Below are 21,777 nucleotides of genomic sequence, written 5' to 3'. Positions count from 1 at the left end.
CCCAGCAGAGCCCTTTTACTCGATTGGTACTCGTTTACTCGATTGGCACTCGGACGCCGAACTCATCTTCGTGCCATCCGTCTCCCGTATCTGGAACGAAAGGATGCACCAAAGACGCCGCCTGCGTCGCCCGTGACCGTGCCGCTTCAATGTCCTCCGCCGTGGCTACAACAACCCCCATCCGACGATGAGGAAATGCCTCGGGCTTGCCAAAGAGGCGCAAATCAGTCTCCGGTACAGCCAGGGCCTCCTTCACACCCGAAAAGGCCACACCTTCACCCCTTACGCCACCATAAATCACGGCAGACGCCCCCGGCGATACCAGCGTCACATCCACAGGCAATCCCAAAATCGCCCGAGCATGCAGCTCGAACTCCGAAAGACGCTGAGTTCCCATCGTCACCATGCCCGTATCATGCGGACGCGGACTGACTTCGGAGAAATACACGTCATCGCCCTTGACAAACAGCTCAACGCCGAAAACGCCGCGTCCACCCAAGGCATTAGTCACACGCGCCGCTATTGATCGAGCATTTTCCGCCGCTGCGTCACTCATCGGCGCTGGCTGCCACGACTCCACATAATCACCCGAATGCTGACGATGCCCCACCGGCTCACAGAACCAGGTAGCGACCTTCCCTGTCGAAGGATCCACTGCGCGTACCGTCAACAACGTGATCTCATAATCGAAATCAACGAACTGCTCGACGATCACGCGAGCCTGGTTCACCCGGGCACCACTCATCGCGTAATCCCAGGCCTCGTCAAGGTCATCAGGCCCGTTGAGCACACTCTGCCCCTTGCCGGAGGAACTCATCACCGGCTTCACCACACACGGGAAACCCATGGCCTCCACAGCGTCATCGAATTCATCACGCGTCGACGCAAATGCATAACCACTCGTCGGCAAGCCGAGGTCTTCCCCAGCCACACGACGAACTTCCTCGCGATTCATCGTGACGCGTGTGGCCTCCGCGGTGGGAATCACCGTGTAATCCGACTCCAAATCACGCAACGCGCCGGTGGCGATAGCCTCAATCTCCGGCACAATAAAATCCGGCTGAACGTCGTCGACAAGGTTCTTAATCGCATCCGGATCCGTCATGTCAATGACATAATGAAACTGCGCCACGTGATGAGCAGGCGCCCCGTCATACCGATCGACCGCGTGAACTTCCACCCCCAAACGCTGGAAAGCTATTGCGACCTCTTTGCCCAGCTCCCCTGAACCAAGCAAAATAACCTTGGTTGCGCTAGGGGATAAGGGCGTTCCGATTGCATCTGGTGTGTACACGCTGGTCAGAGTACCAGCCGATAGTCCGAAAGCTCGGAATACGGCCCATTGTGGCACGTCCACACCACCGATTTGGGTTCGCCGAGCGTCTGCCCGCCGCGAGCATGGAGCAGATCATGGATTTCGCCGGCGACAAAACCTCGCATGATGCGCTCCACGGTGCGATACCCATAAACATCCAGGCCAACCGTGGGCTCGTCCAAGAAAAGGAACTCCGGGCCGCGAGCCAATGCGCAGGCCACCGACACAATCCTTCTTGCCGACGAGGCTACGTCTAAGGGGTGGACGCCCGAGACATCCTCCAGCCCGCAATACTCAATCAGCGCGTCCGCGTTGCGGAGAGTGGAGCCAATCGCGATCTCATCCCTCACCGTCTTCGCCGAAAACGACGTGTCCATTGACGTCGGGGCCCAACCGTAGCGGAGGGGTTGGATCGACCCAGCATCATCCGCCCCGATCACCTGCTGCGATCCGCCACTATGCTCAATCAAATCCGCCAAAGCAAGAAGGAGCGTGGTCTTTCCCGTGCCGTTCGGTCCCGCGATGTGGGTAATCCCCCGCGGAAAGCCCGCCGACAAAGGCCCCAACGTAAAAGCATGGCGTTCGACCACGAGGTCGTTGATCATCAGGGCAAGCGAGGAAGCAGGGAGAGCTTCGTCGTCGGAAGTTTGACCCAACTCGACCGGCGAGTCATAGTCCGCCCCCGCAACAGGATTCAGCCCAACGCCCTCGGGGTAACGCGATTCAACGTCGCACAGATCAGCTAAGTGGTTCCACGTCCGATCAAAAATCGTGACGTCGCCCGGAAAACTGTCCACGACCTGCACCAAAGCTCGCGTCGCATCCATGTCACACCCATCCAGCGGGCAGTCCAGCACCAGATTGTCAGGATTGCGTAGAAGGGCGGACGCGATCGCCACCCGGCGCGTCTGTCCCGTCGACAATTTCGACGGGTCGCGCTGAAGGAGCGTCGTCAAGCCCCATTGACCAGCAACATCCTGGATCCGCGCGCGCATGTCCGCCACGGGGACGCCCATCTGCTCCATGCCAAACGCAAGCTCTTGCTCCACCGTGCTCCGCAGCAACGTAATGTGGGCCGCCGCATCATTACCCACCCACGCGGCACCTGACTCCTCCGCGAGGGCCCACGCCTCTTCGCTCATTCCCGAACCGCTCGGGGCGCACACAAACTTCTTCATCTCTACCCTGCTCCCGCTCTACCCTGCTCTACCCCGCGACTCCCCACACACAGGCCGCGCACATCAACGCGACCATCCCGTAACGGACCACACGCTCCCACGCGCGATCTCGGACGGGGTACAGCACGGTCCTCTGCCCTGGCTGGGCAATTCCCGTTCGCGATAACGGCCGGGAGCGCTGCGCCGCATCCGTCACCAGGCCAACAACCAGCGGAATGACCAGCTTCCTCCGTTGCGGCTTCACGCCCCGCGAGCGCTGAATCTGTTGGATGGTTCTCATTCGCGACGTCGCCAACGGGATCAGCCGAACGACCGAGCCCACCACATACACGATCGGCGCCGGCAGCCACGTTTGCAGGGCGCGCATGAGCGCATCCGGATTGACTAGCGAACCGAACATCACGCCGCAGCCCACCACCGCGGCGAAGCGCAGGCTCAGCGCGGCGGCCGTCGACCATGAACCAAAAAGGCCGTACATCAGAGAAAATGACACACACGCTGGGATGATGATGGTTACGGCGGCTAAGGTCGCTGCCTTATTCCGAATAATTAGCGACGCCACCACGGCAACAGCTACGCCGATAGCCGACGCCCACGGCGCGTTGAGCACCGTGACGCTTACCATTAGGCACGCGGCAGTCACGAGCGGTGTGTACGGGTGGATGTTGGGCTCCTTAGGGTGTTGCGGTGATGGTCGGATTGGGGTTGACGTGGGGGTTTTGTTGGGCGCTGGGCCCCCTTTTCGCTGGCAAATGTTCGGGTGCTGGCCCCACGGCGTCGGCAATTACGAGGCTAGACGGCAACGCTAACCCGGGACCACCAAAACTGCGGGGGTATATGGGAGGCCAAAAAAATGCGCGGGTATATGGTCAAAAATTGGGCGAAAAAGCCCCATATTCCCCCGCAGTTTTGGTGGGAGGCGTCAATATACCCCGCAAAATTCCGGCACGAACCTCTGGCGCAGAATCGGCGCCCTGGCTCACTACCACACACGAGATTCACCAGGGCCTTTTCGCCGAGCTACCAAGCCAGGGTTTCCCGTCGGAGGGGCCACCAAACCCTACGACTTCTTAGTCGAAAATGAGCGAATGGTTCGAAGCGGAAGAGCCGCAATAATCGCCGCCACCAGCGTAAACACGATCACCTTGTCGATCGGATCCGACGTCAGTGACTGCAAATAAACTGCCGTCATCGGGCTGAAACCAAGCCCGCGATACGCCGTCACCAACAGGCCCGTGCCCGTGCCAGCCGTTCCGCCGAAAATGAACGACGCCACCGGCGCAGCCATAAATGCTGACAATAAACCAACGAACACACCAGCAATCGGCGGAACCCATCGTTTCGTCCACGGCACCAGCCCCGCGAGTAAACCGATCATGGCGTAATCCGCCGCGAATGGAACGACGGTCGGGTTGAACGTTCCCCAAATCAGGGCCGACAGCACCCCCGTCGCCATACCTGCCTGCGGACCGGCGAGAGCGGCGATCAGCACAGTCCCAATGGAATCCAGATATAGGGGAACCGGCAACGGCATCGTCCCGATCACCTGCCCGACCACAATGTTGATGACCAACGCCGCAGGCAGCAGGGCCAGCGACCGCGGCGGCAACTTGGGCACAATCCCGATCAGCGCGATCAGCGCACTCACACCGAAACCAGCCAGCGCGATGATCGACCCCTTACCATCAGCAAGCGACTCCCAGGGATCGTCCGGCTGCATCAGAACCAGCGTCAACCAGGTGCCCGCCATAATGAGAATCGCGATAGCGGTGCACACATTCGCGGAATTGACGATGCGTCGGTTGGGTGTATTCGACGCTGTTCGGTCTTTGTGGCCAGTGTGATCAGGTGATGTGGTGGGCTCGACGGGGCCGTTGGTGCTCATAGGTTCTCCGTATCCGGCACATTCTCGGACTGATTATGCACGTGCGGTACGCGACAACGCAGCGCAACTGTGCAGGCAAAACGCACTTCCATGTGTTAAGCACGTTTTCGGCAGTGTTCCACGCGTTTCCGCGCGATCTACTAATAAGACGCTCTATGTCACCTCGAGCTGTCAATACTCTAACCCATCGGAACGCCGACCCCGGAAGCCCGTGTTGACCTCGGGACTCGGCCATGGGCGACGAGTAGCCGACGGCCACACGCGGGGCGCACGATCATATCGCCCTGCGCCACCACCTACGGCACGTCATCCCACCGTTTACGATAGGTAATGCGATAAGTTTTCTGCCACGCGATTGGCCCGCCGGCCTTAGCCTTTGTCCTAGCCTTGGTCCTCTCGCGGAGCAGAAATACCAGGGAATCCGGTGAGAATCCGGAACTGTCCCGCAGCGGTATGTGAGAAAGCCAAACGACGCAATAATGCACTGGTGGCTCTCCCCCAACCCGGAGGAGCACTGGGAAGCAGTGTCAATCAGGTTTCGCCGCCGGATGATCACCCCCACGGTCATCCGGAACAGCGCACCAAATCACGCGCCAGCGGAGTGCTCACGAGTCCGAATACCTGCTTATCGTCGCGGAGCCCGCCGGGCCCGTGTGTCCACCACTGACGAGGATCAGAAATGACATTCACGACACTTGGCGTGCCACGTATCGGCCCACGCCGCGAACTCAAACGCGCTTGCGAAAAATACTGGAAATCAGGTTCTGCACCTAACGACCGCGGGGCCCAAGAACATGCTTCCCACCTAGCCCGTACCGCGTGGGAACTCACGACGACCTACACACAGAATCTCGCCTCAGCCGGCATGGAATCCGTCCCCACCCTGGGACGCAGCTACTACGACGCCGTGCTCGACATGAGCGCCTACCTCGGCGTCCTTCCTGCACGATTCAACACAATCCCGGATCACACAACCACCGACCACGAGCCAGCAACGTCAATACATGATCGACTACCACGCGATATCGATCGTCGCTTCGCCACCGCCCGCGGGACGTCGGATCTTGCTCCGTCGGCCATGACCAAGTGGTATGACACCAACTACCACTACATCGTCCCCGAGCTCACCGGCGACACACAGTTTGATCTGACTATCGACGACTTTCTTGCCGACATCACCGAACTACAGAGCATTGCAAATGTGCGGCCTGTATTAGTAGGTCCGTTCACTTACCTGACCTTGGCTGACCAAGCATCCGACGATGACCTCGATGACCTGTGGGAACCGCTGATCGATGCCTATGCAGAATTCATCACGCGCTTAGGTACCACCGGAGTGGAATGGGTGCAGCTGGACGAGCCTCAATTGACCTGCGACGTCACCGACACCGATATCAATCGCGTGCATTCCGCCTACACAAAGCTCGCCGAAGCAGCCGGAAAAGCCGACGTCAAACTACTAGCCGCCACGTACTTTGGCCCTGGCGATCATGCTCTTGCTGCACTGAACGGGACCGGCGTCAACGGCATCGCTGTCGACCTCATACCGAGTCAACAAACCACCACCCGAAGTGGCACCCACGGCACCACCCCCCACGACGACGTCGTTCCATCGTGGCTCGACGCATGGACGGGCGATGAGACACTCGTCGCGGGAATTGTCAACGGCCGCAACGTTTGGCGCACCGATATCGACCAATCATTGCGCGCGCTCAAAAAACTAGCCGAGCGTGGTCCGGTGGTGGCCTCAACATCGTGTTCCCTCCTCCATGTCCCGTATCGCTTGGGGCGCAACGCCGACGGCACCGACGACCACGAGGGCAGCTCCGAACCGGGACTGCCCGTCGATGTCCGCAATCGATTAGCGTTCGGCGAGGAGAAAATACAAGAACTAGCGGTCCTCCACCGCGCTCTAGCGTCGGCAAGTACCCCGGACGACGAGCACTACATTGCCGCCTCGAGCACAGCATTATCCGAGGGTCTGCCCACTAATGACAGTGTTCAACGGCGACTGAGCTCGATCACCGACGACGACCGACACCGCGTTCCGTTCAGCGACCGAACAGGCCCGTCGCTACCCATCCTTCCCACCACGACGATCGGCTCATTCCCGCAAACATCCACCATCCGGCGAGCGCGGAAAGATAAACGCGACGGCACCATTACCCAGGACGAATACACCGCACGGATGGAAGACGAAGTGCGGTCCACCATCAAGGCCCAGGAAGAACTCGGCCTCGATGTTCTCGTTCACGGCGAGCCTGAACGAAATGACATGGTGCAGTACTTCTCTGAACAACTGGAGGGCTACTGCTCCACGACGAATGGCTGGGTCCAGTCCTACGGATCGAGGTGCGTCCGCCCACCCATTGTGACCGGCGACGTGTCCCGGCCGTCACCACTAACGACGCATTGGTATCGCGTTGTCCAGGACGCCACCGACAAACCGGTGAAAGGCATGCTCACGGGGCCGGTAACGATGCTTGCGTGGTCGTTCGTTCGTGAAGATCAACCCATGTCGGTTACTGCCGACCAGGTGGCGTTAGCGCTGCGGGATGAGATCGATGATCTTATTCAGGCTGGAGCGCGCATTATTCAGGTCGACGAACCTGCCATTCGTGAACTCCTCCCCCTCCGCAAAGCTGACCATGAGGCCTATACGGCGTGGGCGACCCAGGCCTTCCGATTGGCTACGTCGAGTGCTGGCCCGGATATCCACATCCATACTCATATGTGTTACTCACAATTCAATGAGCTCATCGATACGATTATCGACTTGGATGCCGACGTCACCACCATCGAATCGGCCCGCAACGGCATGAAGGTACTCACAGCTCTCCGCGACGCCGGGTTCTCCCTCGGCATTGGCCCCGGCGTGTGGGATATTCACTCACCGCGGGTGCCGTCAGTCGAGGAAATCACGACACTTATTCGCGACGCTATCGATGCCGTCGGGGTCGAACCTTTGTGGGTCAATCCCGACTGTGGGCTGAAGACGCGGGCCTGGCCGGAGACGACTGCGTCGCTGCGCAACATGGTTGACGCTACCCGGAGTATTCGGGAGCAATTAGGTGACTGACCTGCAACTATGTAGCGATAAGTGCGTGATAAAGGTATAGTCCGACGGGTGCGCTATCAGGATCCGCTATCGAAAGCCACTAGCGCGATGGGGTGAGAATGGCGAACACGCGTTCCGTTTCGGCCCTCACGTCATCAGGATCGACGGAATCGAGAACGTGGACCATGGCGCACTTGTCCGGGGCCACATCTTCCCGAGTGGCCTGCCCCCGAGCATCACCGTCCGACCCCACCGTCGTTATCGCACCCCGGTCATCGGGCACGGCGACCAGCGCTTTATCAGCCGTCCCATAGTTGACCGCATCAAGGGCCACCATGACGGCGAGTAAGTCATGGACCTGGGCACAATAACCGATCCCCTCGTTGTCGTGGAACTCGAAGTAAAAACGCAGTGCATCCTTAACAAGCGTGCCCAACTCACCCGGCAGACCCCACCGCGCGACGTCGTCCGGCGTGACCATGATTGTTTCCGTCACACCCAAGTGACACAGCGTGACATCCCAACCGCGCTGCCGAGCTTCCCTCAACGTCATTGCCACCGCGTCGGGGTCAACCCAGAAATTCCACTCCGCCGTGGGGGTCGTATTTCCCCGATAATCGACGGCGCCGCCCATGATCGTCAGCGAATTAAACCGCGATACCAGCTCGGGATTCATCGCTACCGACGTCAGCGGACCCGTCGCGACGAGATCGGCTGAGCCGTCCTGAAGAGCGGCTTCCCACACGTCAGTCGTGCTCAAGATACGGGAGGTAGATCCGCCACCATCCACTGACAGCCGCTCGCTCACCTCACGAGGCGGACGGGCGTATCCGAGACCGTAGTCGCCGTGAGTTTCGGGAGTCGTGGTCAACGGGATCGAGACCGGCGCGGCTGGCCCCACCCCCACGGGAATGTCAGAGCATCCACACAGGTCAAGCACCCAACGCGTGTTCACCGCGACAGTATCGACAGTCGTGTTTCCCGCGACGGTGGTTACTCCCGCTAACTCAATTTCCCCCGCACGGTGCCGTGCCGCGAGGTAGATCAGAGCGAGCATGTCGTCGATACCCGTATCAACATCCGCTACAAGTCTGCGCATAATAACCCCTTTTTTAACTCACAACCCTTTTAGTCCGTGGCTAGAACCACCATGGCATATTCCGCTAAGCCCATGTCACCATGCGGGCCTACATACCTAGTTAAGCAACCAAAGAAAATGCCTATGCGCAGGGATGTCATAGCTCATTGCCCTCTTGCCATTTCGGAACCGCGTCCGCTACTTTTAACCGCAACAGTTCAGCCCGCCTTGTGAAGCTATCACGCTCACAGGAGTGGGCTGGATCTCTATTACAACGGGGGACATACGTAGGGCTACAAACACACTTTAAAGAGAGAATACGCACGCCATAGAGCGATAGAATGTGGCTAGGTTTTGCAATCCCAATCTTTTCATCAACCCAGTCTCTACACCTACGGAGTACCACCATGGCTCTCAAAGCTGCATTTATGTTCGTCGACACCGGCGCCGACCCGGACACAAACCGGTCGACCGTCACAACTCCGGGCGTCGAACTCCTCACGGTAGCGGTCAACGATTACACCCAAGCTGAGGACGTCGCATCGAAACTCGCCGACGAAGGGTACGTCGCTATCGAGTTATGTGGCGGATTCGGCATCGAAGGCGTCGCGCGCGTCAAGAAGGCCGTTCCCGACACGGTGGCCGTCGGGGTTGTACGCTTCGATCACCACCCCGGCCTCGGACACAAGAGCGGGGACGAGCTTTACTAACCTCGAAGCTCTAGAACTAGCTCTTTCCCTCGTACCATCTCCGGCTCTAGCTCCCGAGATAGCCCCCACTCTGCCCCTGTGATCACCTCATCATGTTCACAACGACCCTATGGCGCCTCACCAGCCACGATCCACTCCATAACCTCGCTTTCGAACGCTATCTGTTCAGCTCGCTAGGGAAGAAAGAAGCGGCCGTCGTCATATGGCGTAATAGTCCCGCCGTCATGGTCGGCCGGGCACAAAACCCCTGGTACGAAGCAAATACCGAGTTCCTTCACAGCCACCACATCCCACTATTCCGACGGATCAGTGGCGGCGGAACCGTCTACCACGACCTAGGAAACCTGAACTTCACGTTCATGGCATCCAAACCGTACTTCTCGCGGGACCTCCCCATCATGATCGCACGCGACGCCCTACGGTCACTGGGCTGCGATGTGTATGCCGATCCCCGTCGGTCACTTTTTCTCCGGCACAACGGCAGCGCGTACAAGATCACGGGATCCGCGATTCGTGAAACTCTCACCCACGGTCTTCTCCACGGGACAGTCCTTGTCCACGCTGACCTCGCCGTGCTTAATGAAGCCCTCCGGGCCCATGACCCGCATGTGCACGTCAATGGGATACCGTCGGTCCCCTCCCCCGTCACCAATCTGCCCAAGGTGACTATCGACGCCGTGCAGGCAACGGTTCACGAGCATTTTGCCGCACACATGAAGCGCGAGGGCGTTGTCATGTACCGAACCGCCCATGCTGACGATTACGCGCACCAACTACGCCCCCACCTTGACACGCAACGCAGCTGGGAATGGAATTACGGCCGAACACCGCATTTCAGCTACCGCGATGGCACCGTCAGCGCTGAAATTCGCCACGGAATAATCACGGACAGCAGCGTCGCCAGCATCGTCGGCAAGCGGTACAGTCCACGCCTCATGGCTGGCCCCTCCTAGCCCCCGATAAAAGGGCCAGCCATAACGCGACGTCTACAGCAGGACCCGATAGGGCTCCGCCAACACGTCGGCCAAGGTACTGAGGAATTCCGCACCGGTACGGCCGTCGACAGTTTGGTGGTCAATAGTCAAGCTCAAGGGCAACTCGACTACTTCCTCAATCTCACCCTCACTGTTTAAGGTCAGCCGTGTGCTCTGCGCGCCAACCCCCAGGATCGCGACCTCTGGGACGTTAAGCACCGGGGTGAAATACTCGATCCCGTCGGTCCCCAGGTTCGTAATGGTGAACGTTCCGGGGGCAAGGGTGTCAATATCGCCGTTCCGCGCGCGATCAACACGATCGTGAAACACGGTCTTCAACTGCGATAACGATTGGCCAATGACGTTGGGAACCGTCGGTACGGCCAAACCATCATCCAAAGCCACGGCCACACCGATGTTCACGTCGTCACACTGCTCGTACTCGTGGCCATCGTAGTGGGCATTCAGCGAAGGGTGCTCCTGCAAGGCGATAGCCACTGCCTTAATGAGCAGCACGTTCATGCTGAGTGCCTTGGCTTCATCGCCGGGGCCGAGGTTGCCCTTGATCTCAGACACCGTGGCAAGCAGATCGGTCACATTCACCTTCCGGTGCAATGTCAACTGCGCAGTGGAATGCAAACTATGCATCATATTCTGCGCAATAATCTTGCGCATACCGGTCAGGCCTTCACCAGCCGTCACCGGGGCAACTGCCTCACTTGCCGACGCAGCCGCCGAGGCGCCTGCTGAAGCCGCCCCATCGGAGGGTTCCTGCGAGTCCGCGTCGCCCGACGGGTGAGACTCTATATAGGCCTTCATATCACGCTTCGTGATCCGACCGTGACCACCCGTGCCCGTGACTTTCGAATAGTCAATGCCGTGCTTTTTGGCCATCTTTTCTGCGACTTTAGAGATAAAGATGCGCTTGCCATCGCCGCTCGTGTCGCGATTCGCCCGCCGAGCACCATCCTCAGAGTCATCCTCACCGGGGCTGTTAGCGTCACCAGCGCCAGAATCACCAGAATCACCAGAGGCGCGAGACCCTTCAACGCGATCGCCACGTTGAACATCTTCCGCACCAGCAGGGCCCGTCGCTGCTGCAGAAATGGTCTCATCAGCGGCGCCCACATAGGCAATAGGCGTTTTCACCGCTGTCGAATCCCCTGCCGCCACGACGATTTTCAGCAGCGTGCCGTCGTCGTCGGCTTCAACATCTCCAGACAGCTTCTCCGAGCTAATCGAGCACAGAGCTTCGCCCTTCTTGACGGCGTCACCTTCGTTTTTATACCACTCGTCAACTAGGCCTTCCGTCATGGTAAGGCCGAGCTTAGGCATCAATACTTCTGTTGCCATGATCGTTTCCTTACTTCTTGAGGTCGAAGATCAGCTCGTCGGCTTCCTCCATGATGCGCGCGGCATCGGGGATATAGAGCTGTTCCAAATTGGAGGCAAACGGCACCGGAGTATTGGGCGCGGTCACTCTCTTAACAGGACCATCCAAGTAGTCGTAGGCCTCGTCGGACACGACCGCAGCGATGTCAGTTGCCGTGTTGTTATGCGGATTCGCCTCATCGACGACGATCAACCGCCCAGTCTTCCGGACGGACTCCAGCACAGTTTCTTGGTCCCACGGTGCCACCGTCAGCAGGTCGATAAGCTCAACACTTATTCCCGACGACGCCAGCTGGTCGGCGACCTCGATGCCCTGGTACAGCATCTTCCCGATGGTGACAATGGTGAGGTCCTCGCCTTCGCGAACAATGTCGGCCTTGCCCAGCGGGATCGTGTAGTAGTCTTCCGGGACGTCGCCTTTCTGCGCATACAGCGTCTTGTCCTCGGAAAATACCACCACGTTGTCTTCCTCGATGCTCGACAGCAACAGCCCTTTGGCGTTGTACGGCGTCGACGGGACAACGACCTTGATACCGGGGATAGCGCCCAACAGGCCGTAGTACGAACCCGAGTGCTGAGCTGCGGCGGAGGCACCTGCACCATGCATCGTGCGCACCGTCAGTGGCAACTTTGCTTTGCCGCCGAACATGTATCGCATTTTCGACGCCTGCCCCAGCAGCGTGTCGAAGCAGAAGCCTAGGAAATCATTGAACATGAGCTCGGGGATGGGGCGAAGCCCTGTGGCCGCCGCACCGACCGCGATGCCCATATATCCCATCTCTGAGATAGGCGTATCCTTGACGCGTTTTTCACCGAACTCCTCAATGAGTCCTTTGGTGACGCCCATCACGCCACCCCACGCGCCATCACCATTCAAATGTTCCACACCGTGGCCACCTGCAAGGTCTTCGCCTAACAGCATCACACGATCGTCTGCGCGCATTGCCTGAGCGAGCGCTTCATTAATGGCCTTCATGAAGCTAATTTCACGTGCCATGACTATGTACTCCTCTCTTGATAATCCAGCTCTAGTGAGTTAGGCGAAGACGTTGCTTAACAGGTCTTCAGGGTCAGGAATGGGGCTCTTCTCTGCGAATTCGATCGCATCGTCGATGCGCTTTTCGCTGGCCTTTTCAATCTCGTCAGCCTTCTTCTTGCTGAGCCACCCCTTCTCAATCGCGTCCTCACGGAAGCGCGGGATCGGATCCAGATCGGCGAACTCCTTCTCAGCGCCTTCCGTGGCTTTATACGCTTGCTCGTCGCCTTCGAAGTGTCCGTACTTGCGGTAGGTGCGGCATTCGATCAGGCTAGGGCCGCCTCCCTTACGAGCGCGCTTGATAGCGTCCCCGACTTCGTCATAGACCTCGATGACGTTCTTACCGTCGACGACTTTGCCGGGCATGTCGTAGGCCGCCGCCCGCTGCGCAATCGTTTCACTAGCGCACGCGTAATTTTGCGGGGTGGCTTCGCCGAACATGTTGTTTTCACAGACGAAGACAACTGGAAGTTTCCATATTCCGGCCATATTCAACGCCTCGTGGAACACCCCTTCGTTTGATGCTCCGTCGCCGAAGAAGCACACGGCGACCGCGTCGGTACCCAGATATTGGTTCCGCAGGGCCGCGCCGGTGGCGAGTGCGAACCCACCACCGACCATGCCGTTCGCGCCGAGCATGCCGGTGTCGATGTCAGCGATGTGCATCGATCCGCCTTTGCCGCCGCATAGACCATCCTTGCGGCCGAAAATCTCGGCCATCATGCGGTTCAGGTCACACCCCTTGGCGACGCAATGCCCGTGTCCACGGTGCGTCGAGGTAATGGAATCCTCTTCCGTCAGGTGTGCGCACACACCCACCGCAACAGCTTCCTCACCTGCGTAAAGGTGAACAAAGCCAGGGATCTCCCCTTTTGCGAAAAGTCCGTGAACTCGATCCTCAAAATTGCGGATGTCGTTCATCTTGTTATAGATCCACTCTGCAGTCGATCTCTTCATTACGCCCTCCTCTAGGCCGGCCGGCATGATTCCTCACGCCACACCACGTAGTGCTCTGTATTGACTTATAACGACGTTCGTTTGTGGCGACGGTCGTGCGTGGTGACGTTGATATGGACGCCGCCTTACGACGACGCTGCTATGCATCGACGCTGCTCCGTGATGTCCTGTCTGAACGGTTCGGAACACCGCGTCGTAACAGTGATCGCTGCCGCACGGATCACACGTGATGACGTCGAAAAGCAGGCAACTTTCCTCGCTCCACGCGAAGAACACCAACTATGCGCTAGATCACATTCATAGGGTGAGTATGATCTATCTCTACGTGCGAGACTAGTGCGGATCGGCCCCCGTGCGCAGAAAAAATATTGGCTTCACTTCTGATAAAGGCACGTTTTGAACACTTTTCAACCCCTAAAGGGTGTGGTTTGTGGGCTGACTCATAATTAAAAGCTGAACAGTGTACGTCCATACCCCCGCACTTACACCACACACATAAACCACACTCAGCCAACCCACATTGCCCACGCACAGCCAACCCACCACGCAGGAAAACTGGAGCACGCGAAAGACGTCTGGCCCCACACGTACAAAAAGCGCCCGCGGAACAACATGGTCCACGGGCGCTTATCACCCCACGCAGCACGTCACCGCGCCACAACTCAGGGCACTAGCCGCCTTATTTCTCAGGCTTCAGAACGTCGTTAATAACGATGGTTTCGTCACGACCCGGGCCGACACCGATGTACGAGATTCGGCAGCCAGACAGTTCTTCCAACCGCTCTAAGTAATCCTGGGCCTTCTGCGGCAAATCAGACACTGACCGCGCACCACTGATGTCCTCTTCCCACGCGGGCATCGTTTCATAGATCGGGACGGCGTGGTGGAAGTCCGATTGCGTCAACGGCATTTCGTCGTGGCGGACACCGTCAACGTCGTAACCAACGCAGATCGGAATTTCGCCAATACCACCGAGAACATCCAACTTAGTAATGAACAAGTCCGTGAAGCCATTGACCCGAGCTGCATATCGCGCGACGACCGAGTCATACCACCCACACCGACGCGGACGGCCGGTGTTCACACCAAACTCGTGTCCCGTATCGCGCAGGTAATCGCCCCATTTATCGAACAGCTCCGTGGGGAAGGGGCCCGCACCGACGCGCGTCGTATAGGCCTTAGAAATTCCCAATACCGATGTAATTCTCGCCGGGCCAATACCCGATCCCACCGAAGCACCACCGGCCGTAGGGTTCGAACTGGTCACGAACGGATAGGTCCCGTGGTCAACGTCGAGCATCGTGGCCTGGCCACCCTCCATGAGGACCGATTTACCCTCATCGAGACCTTTATTCAGCACAGTCGCCGTGTCGATCAACATGGGCTTCAGCCGATCCGCGTACGACATGAAGTAATCGAAGACCTCGTCCGGATCAATCGCTTTCCGGTTGTAGATCTTGACCAGCACCTGGTTCTTAAAGTCCAAGGCGGACTCAATCTTTTGACGGAGGATCGACGGATCGAGAACATCCTGGGCGCGGATCCCCACTCGGGCAACCTTGTCGGAATAGGTAGGTCCAATACCGCGGCCCGTTGTGCCGATGGCTCGCTTGCCCAGGAACCGCTCGCCGACACGGTCAAGGGTTTGGTGATAAGGGGCAACGAGATGCGCGTTTGCCGAAATACGCAGACGCGACGCGTCAGCACCGCGGGCCTCAAGGCCGTCAATCTCAGAGAACAGTGCCTCCAGATTGATCACCACACCGTTGCCCAACACCGGAGTGGCGTTCGGGGACAGCACTCCCGCAGGGAGCAGCTTGAGTTCATATTTCTCGCCACCCACAACCACCGTGTGACCAGCGTTGTTACCACCATTGGGCTTGACGACGTAGTCAACTTTGCCGCCCAGAATGTCGGTAGCTTTACCTTTGCCTTCATCGCCCCACTGAGCACCCACGACAACGATCGCAGCAGCAGTCACGAAAACTCCCACGGTCCCATGGATTGCCGACGAGCCGGGACCACAAGCCTTACGTCGGAGTGCCAATCGGGGCACAAACCACGTCAAGTGTAACGGGTAAGAGTGCGCGCGCGTACAGAAGGGCCAAACAGCTAGGTAAATAAGCAAAACCCCGCGCACCGACGACGAAAACCCGCGCAGCTACGATGGGCTGTGACACCGTACACCGCTGGTTGGTGGCATAGGCTACCGGACTTTCGTTTAAGGTACGACGACGTGCCGCCACCAACTGCCGCCACCAGCGGTTTTTGCAGCGTTCATTGTCGAAGGATCACCGTACCTCATGCCCATTCACATCGTCCGTTGCGGTGATGCACCGCTTCCCCAGGACCTCCCCCTGCCCGTGCATACCGTCCCCACCTGCCCGGGCCGTAAGGATCTGCCCTTCATTGATGAGCTGGTGGCACGGTACCTTCCTCACGATCCGACGCCGAGCCTGGACGAGATCGCCGCACAGCCGGATGTTGACCATCTTGGGGCACCCGGCCCGGATCCGCGCACGCCCATCGACACCGTTCGGCTAGTTGTTGTCGGCACCGATGCCGATCTTGATGCTGTGGCCACGCGATTAATGCGCATCGACGCTACGTGGATGGAGCTCGCTTACGTCCCTGTTCTGGCCGGGGGTGGCGTTTTATCGAAAGCCTATGCTTCACCGGGCGAGTCGAGCGTCGAAGCGAAGTCGGTGATTGCGACAAGCTGGGGTGTGGCCGATAAACCCTGGTCAATAGCTTTGTCGGGATCGGTTCGTCCAGTGCCCCTTATCCGCGATGATTCCGGCAGGGTAACTCTGGGCGCCGCCGAAATTTGTTCAACGGATGGCTCGCCATTTGTCGGCGAAATCATTATCGACGACACCACCGTCGGAGCTCCTGAGGGGAGCGATTTTTATGGCACGCGGTTGGTATCCACCCTGGATGCGCCGGGAATTGCTGCCGTTGCCATGACTGGGCCGTCGGCCTACAGCGGTGACCGAACGAAATCCACACGATCCAATTCCACCAAACGGAGCGGATTTCTGGGGCGATTCTTCCACCATGGCCCTGAGGCCGGCGCTGTTGATAGCACAGTGCTCACCGGGCGTGCCGTTCAAGCTGGTGGGGAGCCCTTTATGGTGTATCGCGATGGTGCTGCTCACCCACGCGCGTTGACTCGTGTGACGTTCTACCGGCACTTGCGCGATATGCAGGTTGTTCGTCCTTAATTACGAATAACAAAACGGGGCCCACTCCGATAAGAGTGAGCCCCGTCGTTTCAGCTGTTATTTAGGACGCAGAGGTTGACGCAATGCACGATCGCGTTTCCGCGCACGCACCTAGCGACCACGCCTGGCCCGCGCGCTCGGCATCGACCTCACGCATGCTCGTCGCCACTTTTAGTGGTGGTGGTGATGGCCTTCTGCCTCAGGCTTTTCTTCCTCTGGCTTATCCACCACAGCGGTCTCGGTGGTCAGAACCATCCGCGCCACCGATGTGGCATTGTCCACAGCGGAGTGGGTGACCTTCACAGGGTCGATAATCCCCTGTTCGATCAGGTTGCCATACTCCAAGGTGTCAGCATTGAGGCCTTCACCGTTCGGCAGATCCTTGATCCGGTTAACCACAACAGCGCCATCAAGACCAGCGTTGTGAGCAATCCAGAACGCGGGCTTGGTCAACGCGTCAGCCATGGCCTTTACGCCGACTTTCTCGTCGCCCTCGAATTGGTCGGCAAATTCCTCGAGCTCCCGAGAAATCTGAACCAACACGGATCCGCCACCAGCAACAACGCCTTCTTGCGCGGCAGCACGGGCCGAGTTGATCGCGTCCTCAATGCGGAGCTTGCGCTCCGAGACCTCGGTCTCAGTGGCACCGCCGGCCTTCACCACGGCCACACCGCCGGAGAGCTTAGCCAAACGCTCTTCCAGCTTCTCACGATCCCACGTCGAATCCGTCTCATCAATCTGGCGACGGAGCAAGTCACGTCGGAACTGAAGATCTTCCTTGGTGCCGCCACCGTCGACAATGATGGTCTCATCCTTGGTCACGGTGATGCGGCGAGCGGAGCCGAAGTAGGACTCGTCGGCCTCGCTCAGGCTGAGCCCAACTTCCTTATCGATGACAGTTGCACCCGTCACCACAGCGAGGTCGTCCATGAAGGCCTTGCGACGGTCGCCGAAGTATGGCGACTTCACGGCGCACACGTTCAGGCTCTTGCGGATGGAGTTTACGACCAGCATCGAGAGCGGTTCGCCCTCAACATCTTCGGCAACGATCAGAACCTGCTTGCCGGAATTAGCGATTTTCTCCAACACCGGGAGGAAATCCGGCAGTGACGAGATCTTCTCACGAACCAACAGAACCAGGGCGTCATTCAGAACCGCTTCCCCGGTCTCCGTGTCGGTGACGAAGTACGGCGACAAGTAGCCCTTATCGAAGGACACGCCCTCGGTGACAGCCAACTCATCGTTGAGCGACTGCGATTCCTCAACGGACACAACGCCGTCCTTGCCGACCTTTTCCATAGCCGACGCAACCATCGCGCCAATTTCAGCGTCGCGGGAGGACACCGTACCGACGTTGGCGATCTCGTCGGTGCTGGATACCTCAGTGGCGCGGGCACGGAGCAGCTCGACGGCTTTCTCCGCTGCGGCCTTGATACCGACGTTGAGTGCGAGCGGGTTAGCGCCAGCGGCGACGTTGCGCAGGCCGGCGTCGACAAGAGCCTGAGCCAGCAACGTTGCTGTTGTGGTGCCGTCACCGGCGATATCGTTAGTTTTGACGGCGACGGACTTCACCAGCTGGGCGCCGAGGTTCTCGAAAGGATCCTCAACGTCGATATCGCGGGCGATCGTCACACCGTCGTTCGTGACGAGGGGGCTACCAAAAGCCTTGTCAAGCACCACATTGCGACCGCGTGGGCCGAGGGTGACTTTGACGGCGTCGGCAAGAGTGTCAACGCCTGATTGCAGGCCACGGCGGGCTTCCTCGTCGAATGCAATAAGCTTCGACATACTGTGCCTCTACCTCTCCTGAACGATTACTTTTCGACGACAGCGAGCACATCGCGCTGCGAGAGAATCAAGTATTCCTCACCAGCGTACTTAATCTCAGTTCCGCCGTACTTGGAGAAGATGACGACGTCGCCCTCGGCAACGTCCATGGGCACGCGCTTGCCGTTTTCATCGGTACGGCCGGGCCCAACAGCGACGACGGTAGCTTCCTGCGGCTTTTCTTTAGCGGTATCCGGGATAACCAGTCCGGATGCGGTGGTGGTCTCAGCTTCGACGATCTGAACGAGGAGCTTATCCTCAAGAGGCTTGATGTTGACCTTAGCCACGATTACTTCCTCCAGTGAATGGAAAGTGAATGGAAAATTGTGCTCTTGACAGGTTTTTCCACAGCCGTCGTCGCGGGTGAACAACTGTGATTCACAACCTGATTGGCACTCTACCCGTGTGAGTGCCAGCTCTCAACCACCGGGAGTGCTAAATATCCAAACGCGCTCGTGGAGGCCTATGTACGTGCACTTGGGCGAGGACTTTTGAGAACGCTCAGACGAGCATTAATGCACGCCCACACAGGTACTCATACGACTGCCTATACAACGGGAATAGCGACGTCAAGACCTGGATTTGTGGCAGCGCCGAGACCCGAGGGCCCCACACCACGTGCTATCGAATAGGCCGCGGCCGCGGCAATCATGAGGCCGTTGTCCGTGCACAACTTCATCTCTGGGACGCATAAGTTGATCCCCGCGCTCTGGCACCGCGCAGTGGCGAGGCGACGCAAACCAGAGTTCGCCGCGACCCCACCGCCGAGCAGTAGCGTCGTCGCTTCTGTATCGGTACAAGCCAACAACGCCTTCTTGGTCAGCACGTCCGCCACTGCTGCTTGGAACGAGGCACACACATCGGGCAACGACACCGTCTGGTGGTTCCGCTCGGCGGCCTCAATATAGCGGGCGACGGAGGTCTTTAGGCCAGAGAACGAAAAATCGTACCGGTGCGGGCCGCGGAGATCCTGCGGGCGCATCACGCCACGCGGGAAACGAATGGCCTTCGGGTGCCCCTCAGCAGCCAGCTTGTCGATAATCGGTCCACCCGGGTACCCCAACCCCAGGAGACGCGACACCTTGTCATAGGCCTCGCCGGCAGCGTCGTCAAGGGTTGATCCCAGTTCCTGCATGGGTTTGCCCAGGCCGTTCACCTTCAGGATCTGAGTGTGGCCGCCGGATACGAGTAGCGCGATGGCGTGGTCGAGGTCCAGGTCCGCGTCGGCCAGAGCCCCCACCGCGATGTGCCCGGCCAGGTGGTTCATCCCGTAGAACGGAACACCCCAGGCAGCGGCGTACGCCTTCGCCGCCGATGAACCGACGAGGAGCGCACCGGCCAAACCTGGGCCAACCGTCGCGGCCACATAATCTGGTTTATCGACGTCGGGACGCGTGGCTTTCAGGTCAGCGAGGGCTGCCCGCACGACCGGCCCCATGGCCTCCAAGTGGGCGCGGGAGGCGACCTCCGGGACGACGCCACCGAACCGGGCGTGCTGTTCCATCGAACTGGCGACGCGGTTGGCCAGGACGGTCACGGTGGGGTCGGCGTCGTCGTGCGTGGTGACTTCGACAATGCCCACGGCAGTTTCGTCACATGAACTCTCCACACCCATCACGATTGCGCGCATGGTGACAAGAGTAGACACCGGGGCGGGATGACTGAAAACACGTGGTGGAAGGGCTTGTGTGGGGCTAGTCCGGCCTGGGATCCCTTTTCATGATGAACGCGTCTGCACCCGACGGCTGGTAATAGTTCTTTCGAGTACCTAACACCGTAAAGCCTTCTGACTCGTACAACCCGATGGCTGGCTTATTGTCCGTACGCACTTCGAGGAATACCGGGCCGGGCCCGTGATCTGCCACATCGAGGATTGTCTTCAACAACATCCGTCCCAGGCCGTGACCACGCCATGCGGGATCTAGCCCGATGGTTCGGACTTCAAACTCTGGGTCATCCTCCGGGCCTAAGACTCCTAGTCCGGCATAGCCGACGAGGGCCATCGCGTCAGGTGATCCTTGCGTATTCCGACGCGAGTCCTCCCCTTGTTCATCGCTGTGCCCGGCGCGGGCAACTGCTGACGTGACAAGGCCGACGTACACCGATCTCGGGTCGCGGAGCTCTGCGAGGAATCCTTCGTAGGGCCATGGCGAGTCGTCCGGGAAAATTTCTGCTTCCAGTTCCGCGCAGGCAGCGGCGGCGGTGGCGTCTAGCTGGACGAGCCTCATTCCGTCAGGGAGATTCTCTGGCGGAGCACTAGCGTGCTGGCCGTCACTCATCGCGGCCTGCCGTCATCTGTTCACGGAGCTGACGCGCGCGAGTAATCGCTTCCTCGCTGATGGCGGGGCTCACCGGCTTTGCTTTCGGTGGCACGGCGTCGGGCCGTCGTAAATAAAGGGGGCGGAGGGGTTGAAGATCTGACTGTCGCGGGAAGAGCGCGTTGCGGTCATGATCAGATTCAGTGTCGTCAGAATCGTCGACGTTCGTCGCGCGGTCGAGATTCATGGGGTGGTCGAGGGCTGCGCGAACAAAGTTCACGATGTCCGGTTGCGCGTCCACCGACTGGTTAACACTGGTCACACTGGCCAGAAGAGCGTCGGCCACGGAATCGGACACCACCGCAAAACTCGGCTGCTGCGCAGGAACGTCTGCATCACCGGACACATGGACGTCCGTTGGACGCGTGACCTCGGGTTCCGTGACGCGCACGGGGTGCCCGTCGGATATGCGGTACGTAGCCCAATAAACTTCTCGACGGCGAGCATCCGTCGCAACGATAATCGTCTCACCCTCATGCTGTGGGGCGTCCGCGATGGCATTCCACGCCAGACCATCCAGCGAGCACACACCGATGACGGGAATATCTAACGCGTCCCCGAACGCCGCAGCAGTCGCCATACCGACACGCAAACCCGTAAACGGGCCGGGCCCCACGCCCACAACAACGGCGTCGAGGTCGCTCGGAGTGACTCCAACTTCGTCGCAGCACTCCATAATGAAGGGCGTCAACACCTCATTGTGCGCGCGGGAATCCCGAACACTCCTGTTAAACCGCGCGCGGATCGTGTCCCGCGAGGTGACGTCGACAAGCCCAGCGGTGACATACGGTGTCGCAGTATCAATAACCAGCACGAGCATGATGG

Annotated in this window: 18 protein-coding genes and 1 riboswitch; of the genes, 4 read left to right on the top strand and 14 right to left on the bottom strand. The window is 59.1% G+C overall.

Annotation, left to right across the window (positions count from 1 at the left end):
- Positions 1-34: 34 nt before the first annotated feature.
- The 4 genes from purT to I6J23_RS05405 all read right to left on the bottom strand — a co-directional run bounded on the left by purT (position 35) and on the right by I6J23_RS05405 (position 4,243).
- Positions 35-1,294, bottom strand: a complete 1,260-nt coding sequence (gene purT / locus I6J23_RS05420) for a formate-dependent phosphoribosylglycinamide formyltransferase (RefSeq protein WP_204582812.1) — start codon at positions 1,292-1,294, stop codon at positions 35-37.
- Between the two features lie 5 nt (positions 1,295-1,299).
- Positions 1,300-2,493 (bottom strand): ATP-binding cassette domain-containing protein, encoded by a 1,194-nt coding sequence (locus I6J23_RS05415; RefSeq protein ID WP_204582811.1) that lies wholly within the window; start codon positions 2,491-2,493, stop codon positions 1,300-1,302.
- Between the two features lie 28 nt (positions 2,494-2,521).
- Positions 2,522-3,136 (bottom strand): energy-coupling factor transporter transmembrane component T family protein, encoded by a 615-nt coding sequence (locus tag I6J23_RS05410; protein ID WP_239455010.1) that lies wholly within the window; start codon positions 3,134-3,136, stop codon positions 2,522-2,524.
- A gap of 417 nt (positions 3,137-3,553) precedes the next feature.
- Positions 3,554-4,243: an ECF transporter S component gene (locus I6J23_RS05405; RefSeq protein WP_204582930.1), complete on the bottom strand. Its 690-nt coding sequence runs from the start codon at positions 4,241-4,243 to the stop codon at positions 3,554-3,556.
- Between the two features lie 506 nt (positions 4,244-4,749).
- Positions 4,750-5,021, top strand: a riboswitch (cobalamin riboswitch).
- A gap of 36 nt (positions 5,022-5,057) precedes the next feature.
- On the opposite strand from I6J23_RS05405, the gene metE reads away from it, so the two are divergent.
- Positions 5,058-7,457, top strand: coding sequence for a 5-methyltetrahydropteroyltriglutamate--homocysteine S-methyltransferase (gene metE / locus I6J23_RS05400; protein ID WP_204582810.1), 2,400 nt, complete (start codon positions 5,058-5,060; stop codon positions 7,455-7,457).
- 79 nt (positions 7,458-7,536) lie between these two features.
- On the opposite strand, the gene I6J23_RS05395 is transcribed toward metE, so the two are convergent.
- Complete coding sequence (locus I6J23_RS05395) at positions 7,537-8,535, bottom strand: nucleoside hydrolase (protein WP_204582809.1); 999 nt, start codon at positions 8,533-8,535, stop codon at positions 7,537-7,539.
- 386 nt (positions 8,536-8,921) lie between these two features.
- Here I6J23_RS05395 and I6J23_RS05390 point away from each other — a divergent pair, with 386 nt between their 5' ends.
- Together I6J23_RS05390 and I6J23_RS05385 are read left to right on the top strand one after the other, a co-directional pair.
- Complete coding sequence (locus tag I6J23_RS05390; RefSeq protein ID WP_046203551.1) at positions 8,922-9,224, top strand: DUF6506 family protein; 303 nt, start codon at positions 8,922-8,924, stop codon at positions 9,222-9,224.
- Between the two features lie 92 nt (positions 9,225-9,316).
- The gene (locus I6J23_RS05385) at positions 9,317-10,177 is read left to right on the top strand and encodes a lipoyl protein ligase domain-containing protein (RefSeq protein ID WP_204582808.1); all 861 of its coding nucleotides are present in this window, start codon (positions 9,317-9,319) and stop codon (positions 10,175-10,177) included.
- Between the two features lie 33 nt (positions 10,178-10,210).
- Here I6J23_RS05385 and I6J23_RS05380 read toward each other — a convergent pair whose 3' ends face one another.
- From I6J23_RS05380 to I6J23_RS05365, 4 genes are all read right to left on the bottom strand, one after another.
- Positions 10,211-11,551, bottom strand: coding sequence for a dihydrolipoamide acetyltransferase family protein (locus tag I6J23_RS05380; RefSeq protein ID WP_204582807.1), 1,341 nt, complete (start codon positions 11,549-11,551; stop codon positions 10,211-10,213).
- A gap of 10 nt (positions 11,552-11,561) precedes the next feature.
- A complete protein-coding gene (locus I6J23_RS05375) occupies positions 11,562-12,587 on the bottom strand; it encodes an alpha-ketoacid dehydrogenase subunit beta (RefSeq protein WP_204582806.1) in 1,026 nt (341 codons plus the stop codon).
- Positions 12,588-12,626: 39 nt separating this feature from the next.
- Positions 12,627-13,583: a thiamine pyrophosphate-dependent dehydrogenase E1 component subunit alpha gene (locus I6J23_RS05370; RefSeq protein WP_046203548.1), complete on the bottom strand. Its 957-nt coding sequence runs from the start codon at positions 13,581-13,583 to the stop codon at positions 12,627-12,629.
- A 679-nt stretch (positions 13,584-14,262) separates the two neighbouring features.
- Complete coding sequence (locus I6J23_RS05365) at positions 14,263-15,564, bottom strand: adenylosuccinate synthase (protein ID WP_046203546.1); 1,302 nt, start codon at positions 15,562-15,564, stop codon at positions 14,263-14,265.
- 322 nt (positions 15,565-15,886) lie between these two features.
- Here I6J23_RS05365 and I6J23_RS05360 point away from each other — a divergent pair, with 322 nt between their 5' ends.
- Positions 15,887-16,807, top strand: coding sequence for a hypothetical protein (locus tag I6J23_RS05360; RefSeq protein WP_204582804.1), 921 nt, complete (start codon positions 15,887-15,889; stop codon positions 16,805-16,807).
- Positions 16,808-16,978: 171 nt separating this feature from the next.
- On the opposite strand, the gene groL is transcribed toward I6J23_RS05360, so the two are convergent.
- The 5 genes from groL to tsaB form a co-directional block, all read right to left on the bottom strand.
- Positions 16,979-18,595, bottom strand: a complete 1,617-nt coding sequence (groL, locus tag I6J23_RS05355; RefSeq protein ID WP_204582803.1) for a chaperonin GroEL — start codon at positions 18,593-18,595, stop codon at positions 16,979-16,981.
- Positions 18,596-18,621: 26 nt separating this feature from the next.
- Complete coding sequence (gene groES / locus I6J23_RS05350) at positions 18,622-18,921, bottom strand: co-chaperone GroES (protein WP_012732345.1); 300 nt, start codon at positions 18,919-18,921, stop codon at positions 18,622-18,624.
- Between the two features lie 260 nt (positions 18,922-19,181).
- Entirely contained in the window at positions 19,182-20,264 is a 1,083-nt protein-coding gene (tsaD, locus tag I6J23_RS05345; RefSeq protein ID WP_204582802.1) for a tRNA (adenosine(37)-N6)-threonylcarbamoyltransferase complex transferase subunit TsaD, read from the bottom strand.
- Positions 20,265-20,328: 64 nt separating this feature from the next.
- Positions 20,329-20,862 carry a GNAT family N-acetyltransferase gene (locus I6J23_RS05340; protein WP_204582929.1) on the bottom strand — a complete coding sequence of 178 codons (534 nt, stop codon included), beginning with the start codon at positions 20,860-20,862 and terminating at the stop codon, positions 20,329-20,331.
- Between the two features lie 43 nt (positions 20,863-20,905).
- Positions 20,906-21,772: a tRNA (adenosine(37)-N6)-threonylcarbamoyltransferase complex dimerization subunit type 1 TsaB gene (gene tsaB, locus I6J23_RS05335; protein ID WP_204582801.1), complete on the bottom strand. Its 867-nt coding sequence runs from the start codon at positions 21,770-21,772 to the stop codon at positions 20,906-20,908.
- Positions 21,773-21,777 lie beyond the last annotated feature (5 nt).

Origin of the sequence: Corynebacterium kroppenstedtii (genome assembly GCF_016894245.1) — a bacterium.
Taxonomy (GTDB): domain Bacteria; phylum Actinomycetota; class Actinomycetes; order Mycobacteriales; family Mycobacteriaceae; genus Corynebacterium.
The sequence above is the reverse complement of the archived record's forward strand: the minus strand, read 5'-3'. Positions and strand labels throughout refer to the sequence as shown.

What these genes read in the sequence shown, in the direction of transcription:
- I6J23_RS05415 (WP_204582811.1), bottom strand. Translation starts at nt 2,493, where the DNA reads ATGAAGAAGTTTGTGTGCGCCCCGAGCGGTTCGGGAATGAGCGAAGAG.
- I6J23_RS05405 (WP_204582930.1), bottom strand. Translation starts at nt 4,243, where the DNA reads ATGGCGGGCACCTGGTTGACGCTGGTTCTGATGCAGCCGGACGATCCC.
- metE (WP_204582810.1), top strand. Translation starts at nt 5,058, where the DNA reads ATGACATTCACGACACTTGGCGTGCCACGTATCGGCCCACGCCGCGAA.
- I6J23_RS05395 (WP_204582809.1), bottom strand. Translation starts at nt 8,535, where the DNA reads ATGCGCAGACTTGTAGCGGATGTTGATACGGGTATCGACGACATGCTC.
- I6J23_RS05390 (WP_046203551.1), top strand. Translation starts at nt 8,922, where the DNA reads ATGGCTCTCAAAGCTGCATTTATGTTCGTCGACACCGGCGCCGACCCG.
- I6J23_RS05385 (WP_204582808.1), top strand. Translation starts at nt 9,317, where the DNA reads ATGTTCACAACGACCCTATGGCGCCTCACCAGCCACGATCCACTCCAT.
- I6J23_RS05380 (WP_204582807.1), bottom strand. Translation starts at nt 11,551, where the DNA reads ATGGCAACAGAAGTATTGATGCCTAAGCTCGGCCTTACCATGACGGAA.
- I6J23_RS05375 (WP_204582806.1), bottom strand. Translation starts at nt 12,587, where the DNA reads ATGGCACGTGAAATTAGCTTCATGAAGGCCATTAATGAAGCGCTCGCT.
- I6J23_RS05370 (WP_046203548.1), bottom strand. Translation starts at nt 13,583, where the DNA reads ATGAAGAGATCGACTGCAGAGTGGATCTATAACAAGATGAACGACATC.
- I6J23_RS05360 (WP_204582804.1), top strand. Translation starts at nt 15,887, where the DNA reads ATGCCCATTCACATCGTCCGTTGCGGTGATGCACCGCTTCCCCAGGAC.
- groL (WP_204582803.1), bottom strand. Translation starts at nt 18,595, where the DNA reads ATGTCGAAGCTTATTGCATTCGACGAGGAAGCCCGCCGTGGCCTGCAA.
- tsaD (WP_204582802.1), bottom strand. Translation starts at nt 20,264, where the DNA reads ATGCGCGCAATCGTGATGGGTGTGGAGAGTTCATGTGACGAAACTGCC.
- I6J23_RS05340 (WP_204582929.1), bottom strand. Translation starts at nt 20,862, where the DNA reads ATGAGGCTCGTCCAGCTAGACGCCACCGCCGCCGCTGCCTGCGCGGAA.
- tsaB (WP_204582801.1), bottom strand. Translation starts at nt 21,772, where the DNA reads ATGCTCGTGCTGGTTATTGATACTGCGACACCGTATGTCACCGCTGGG.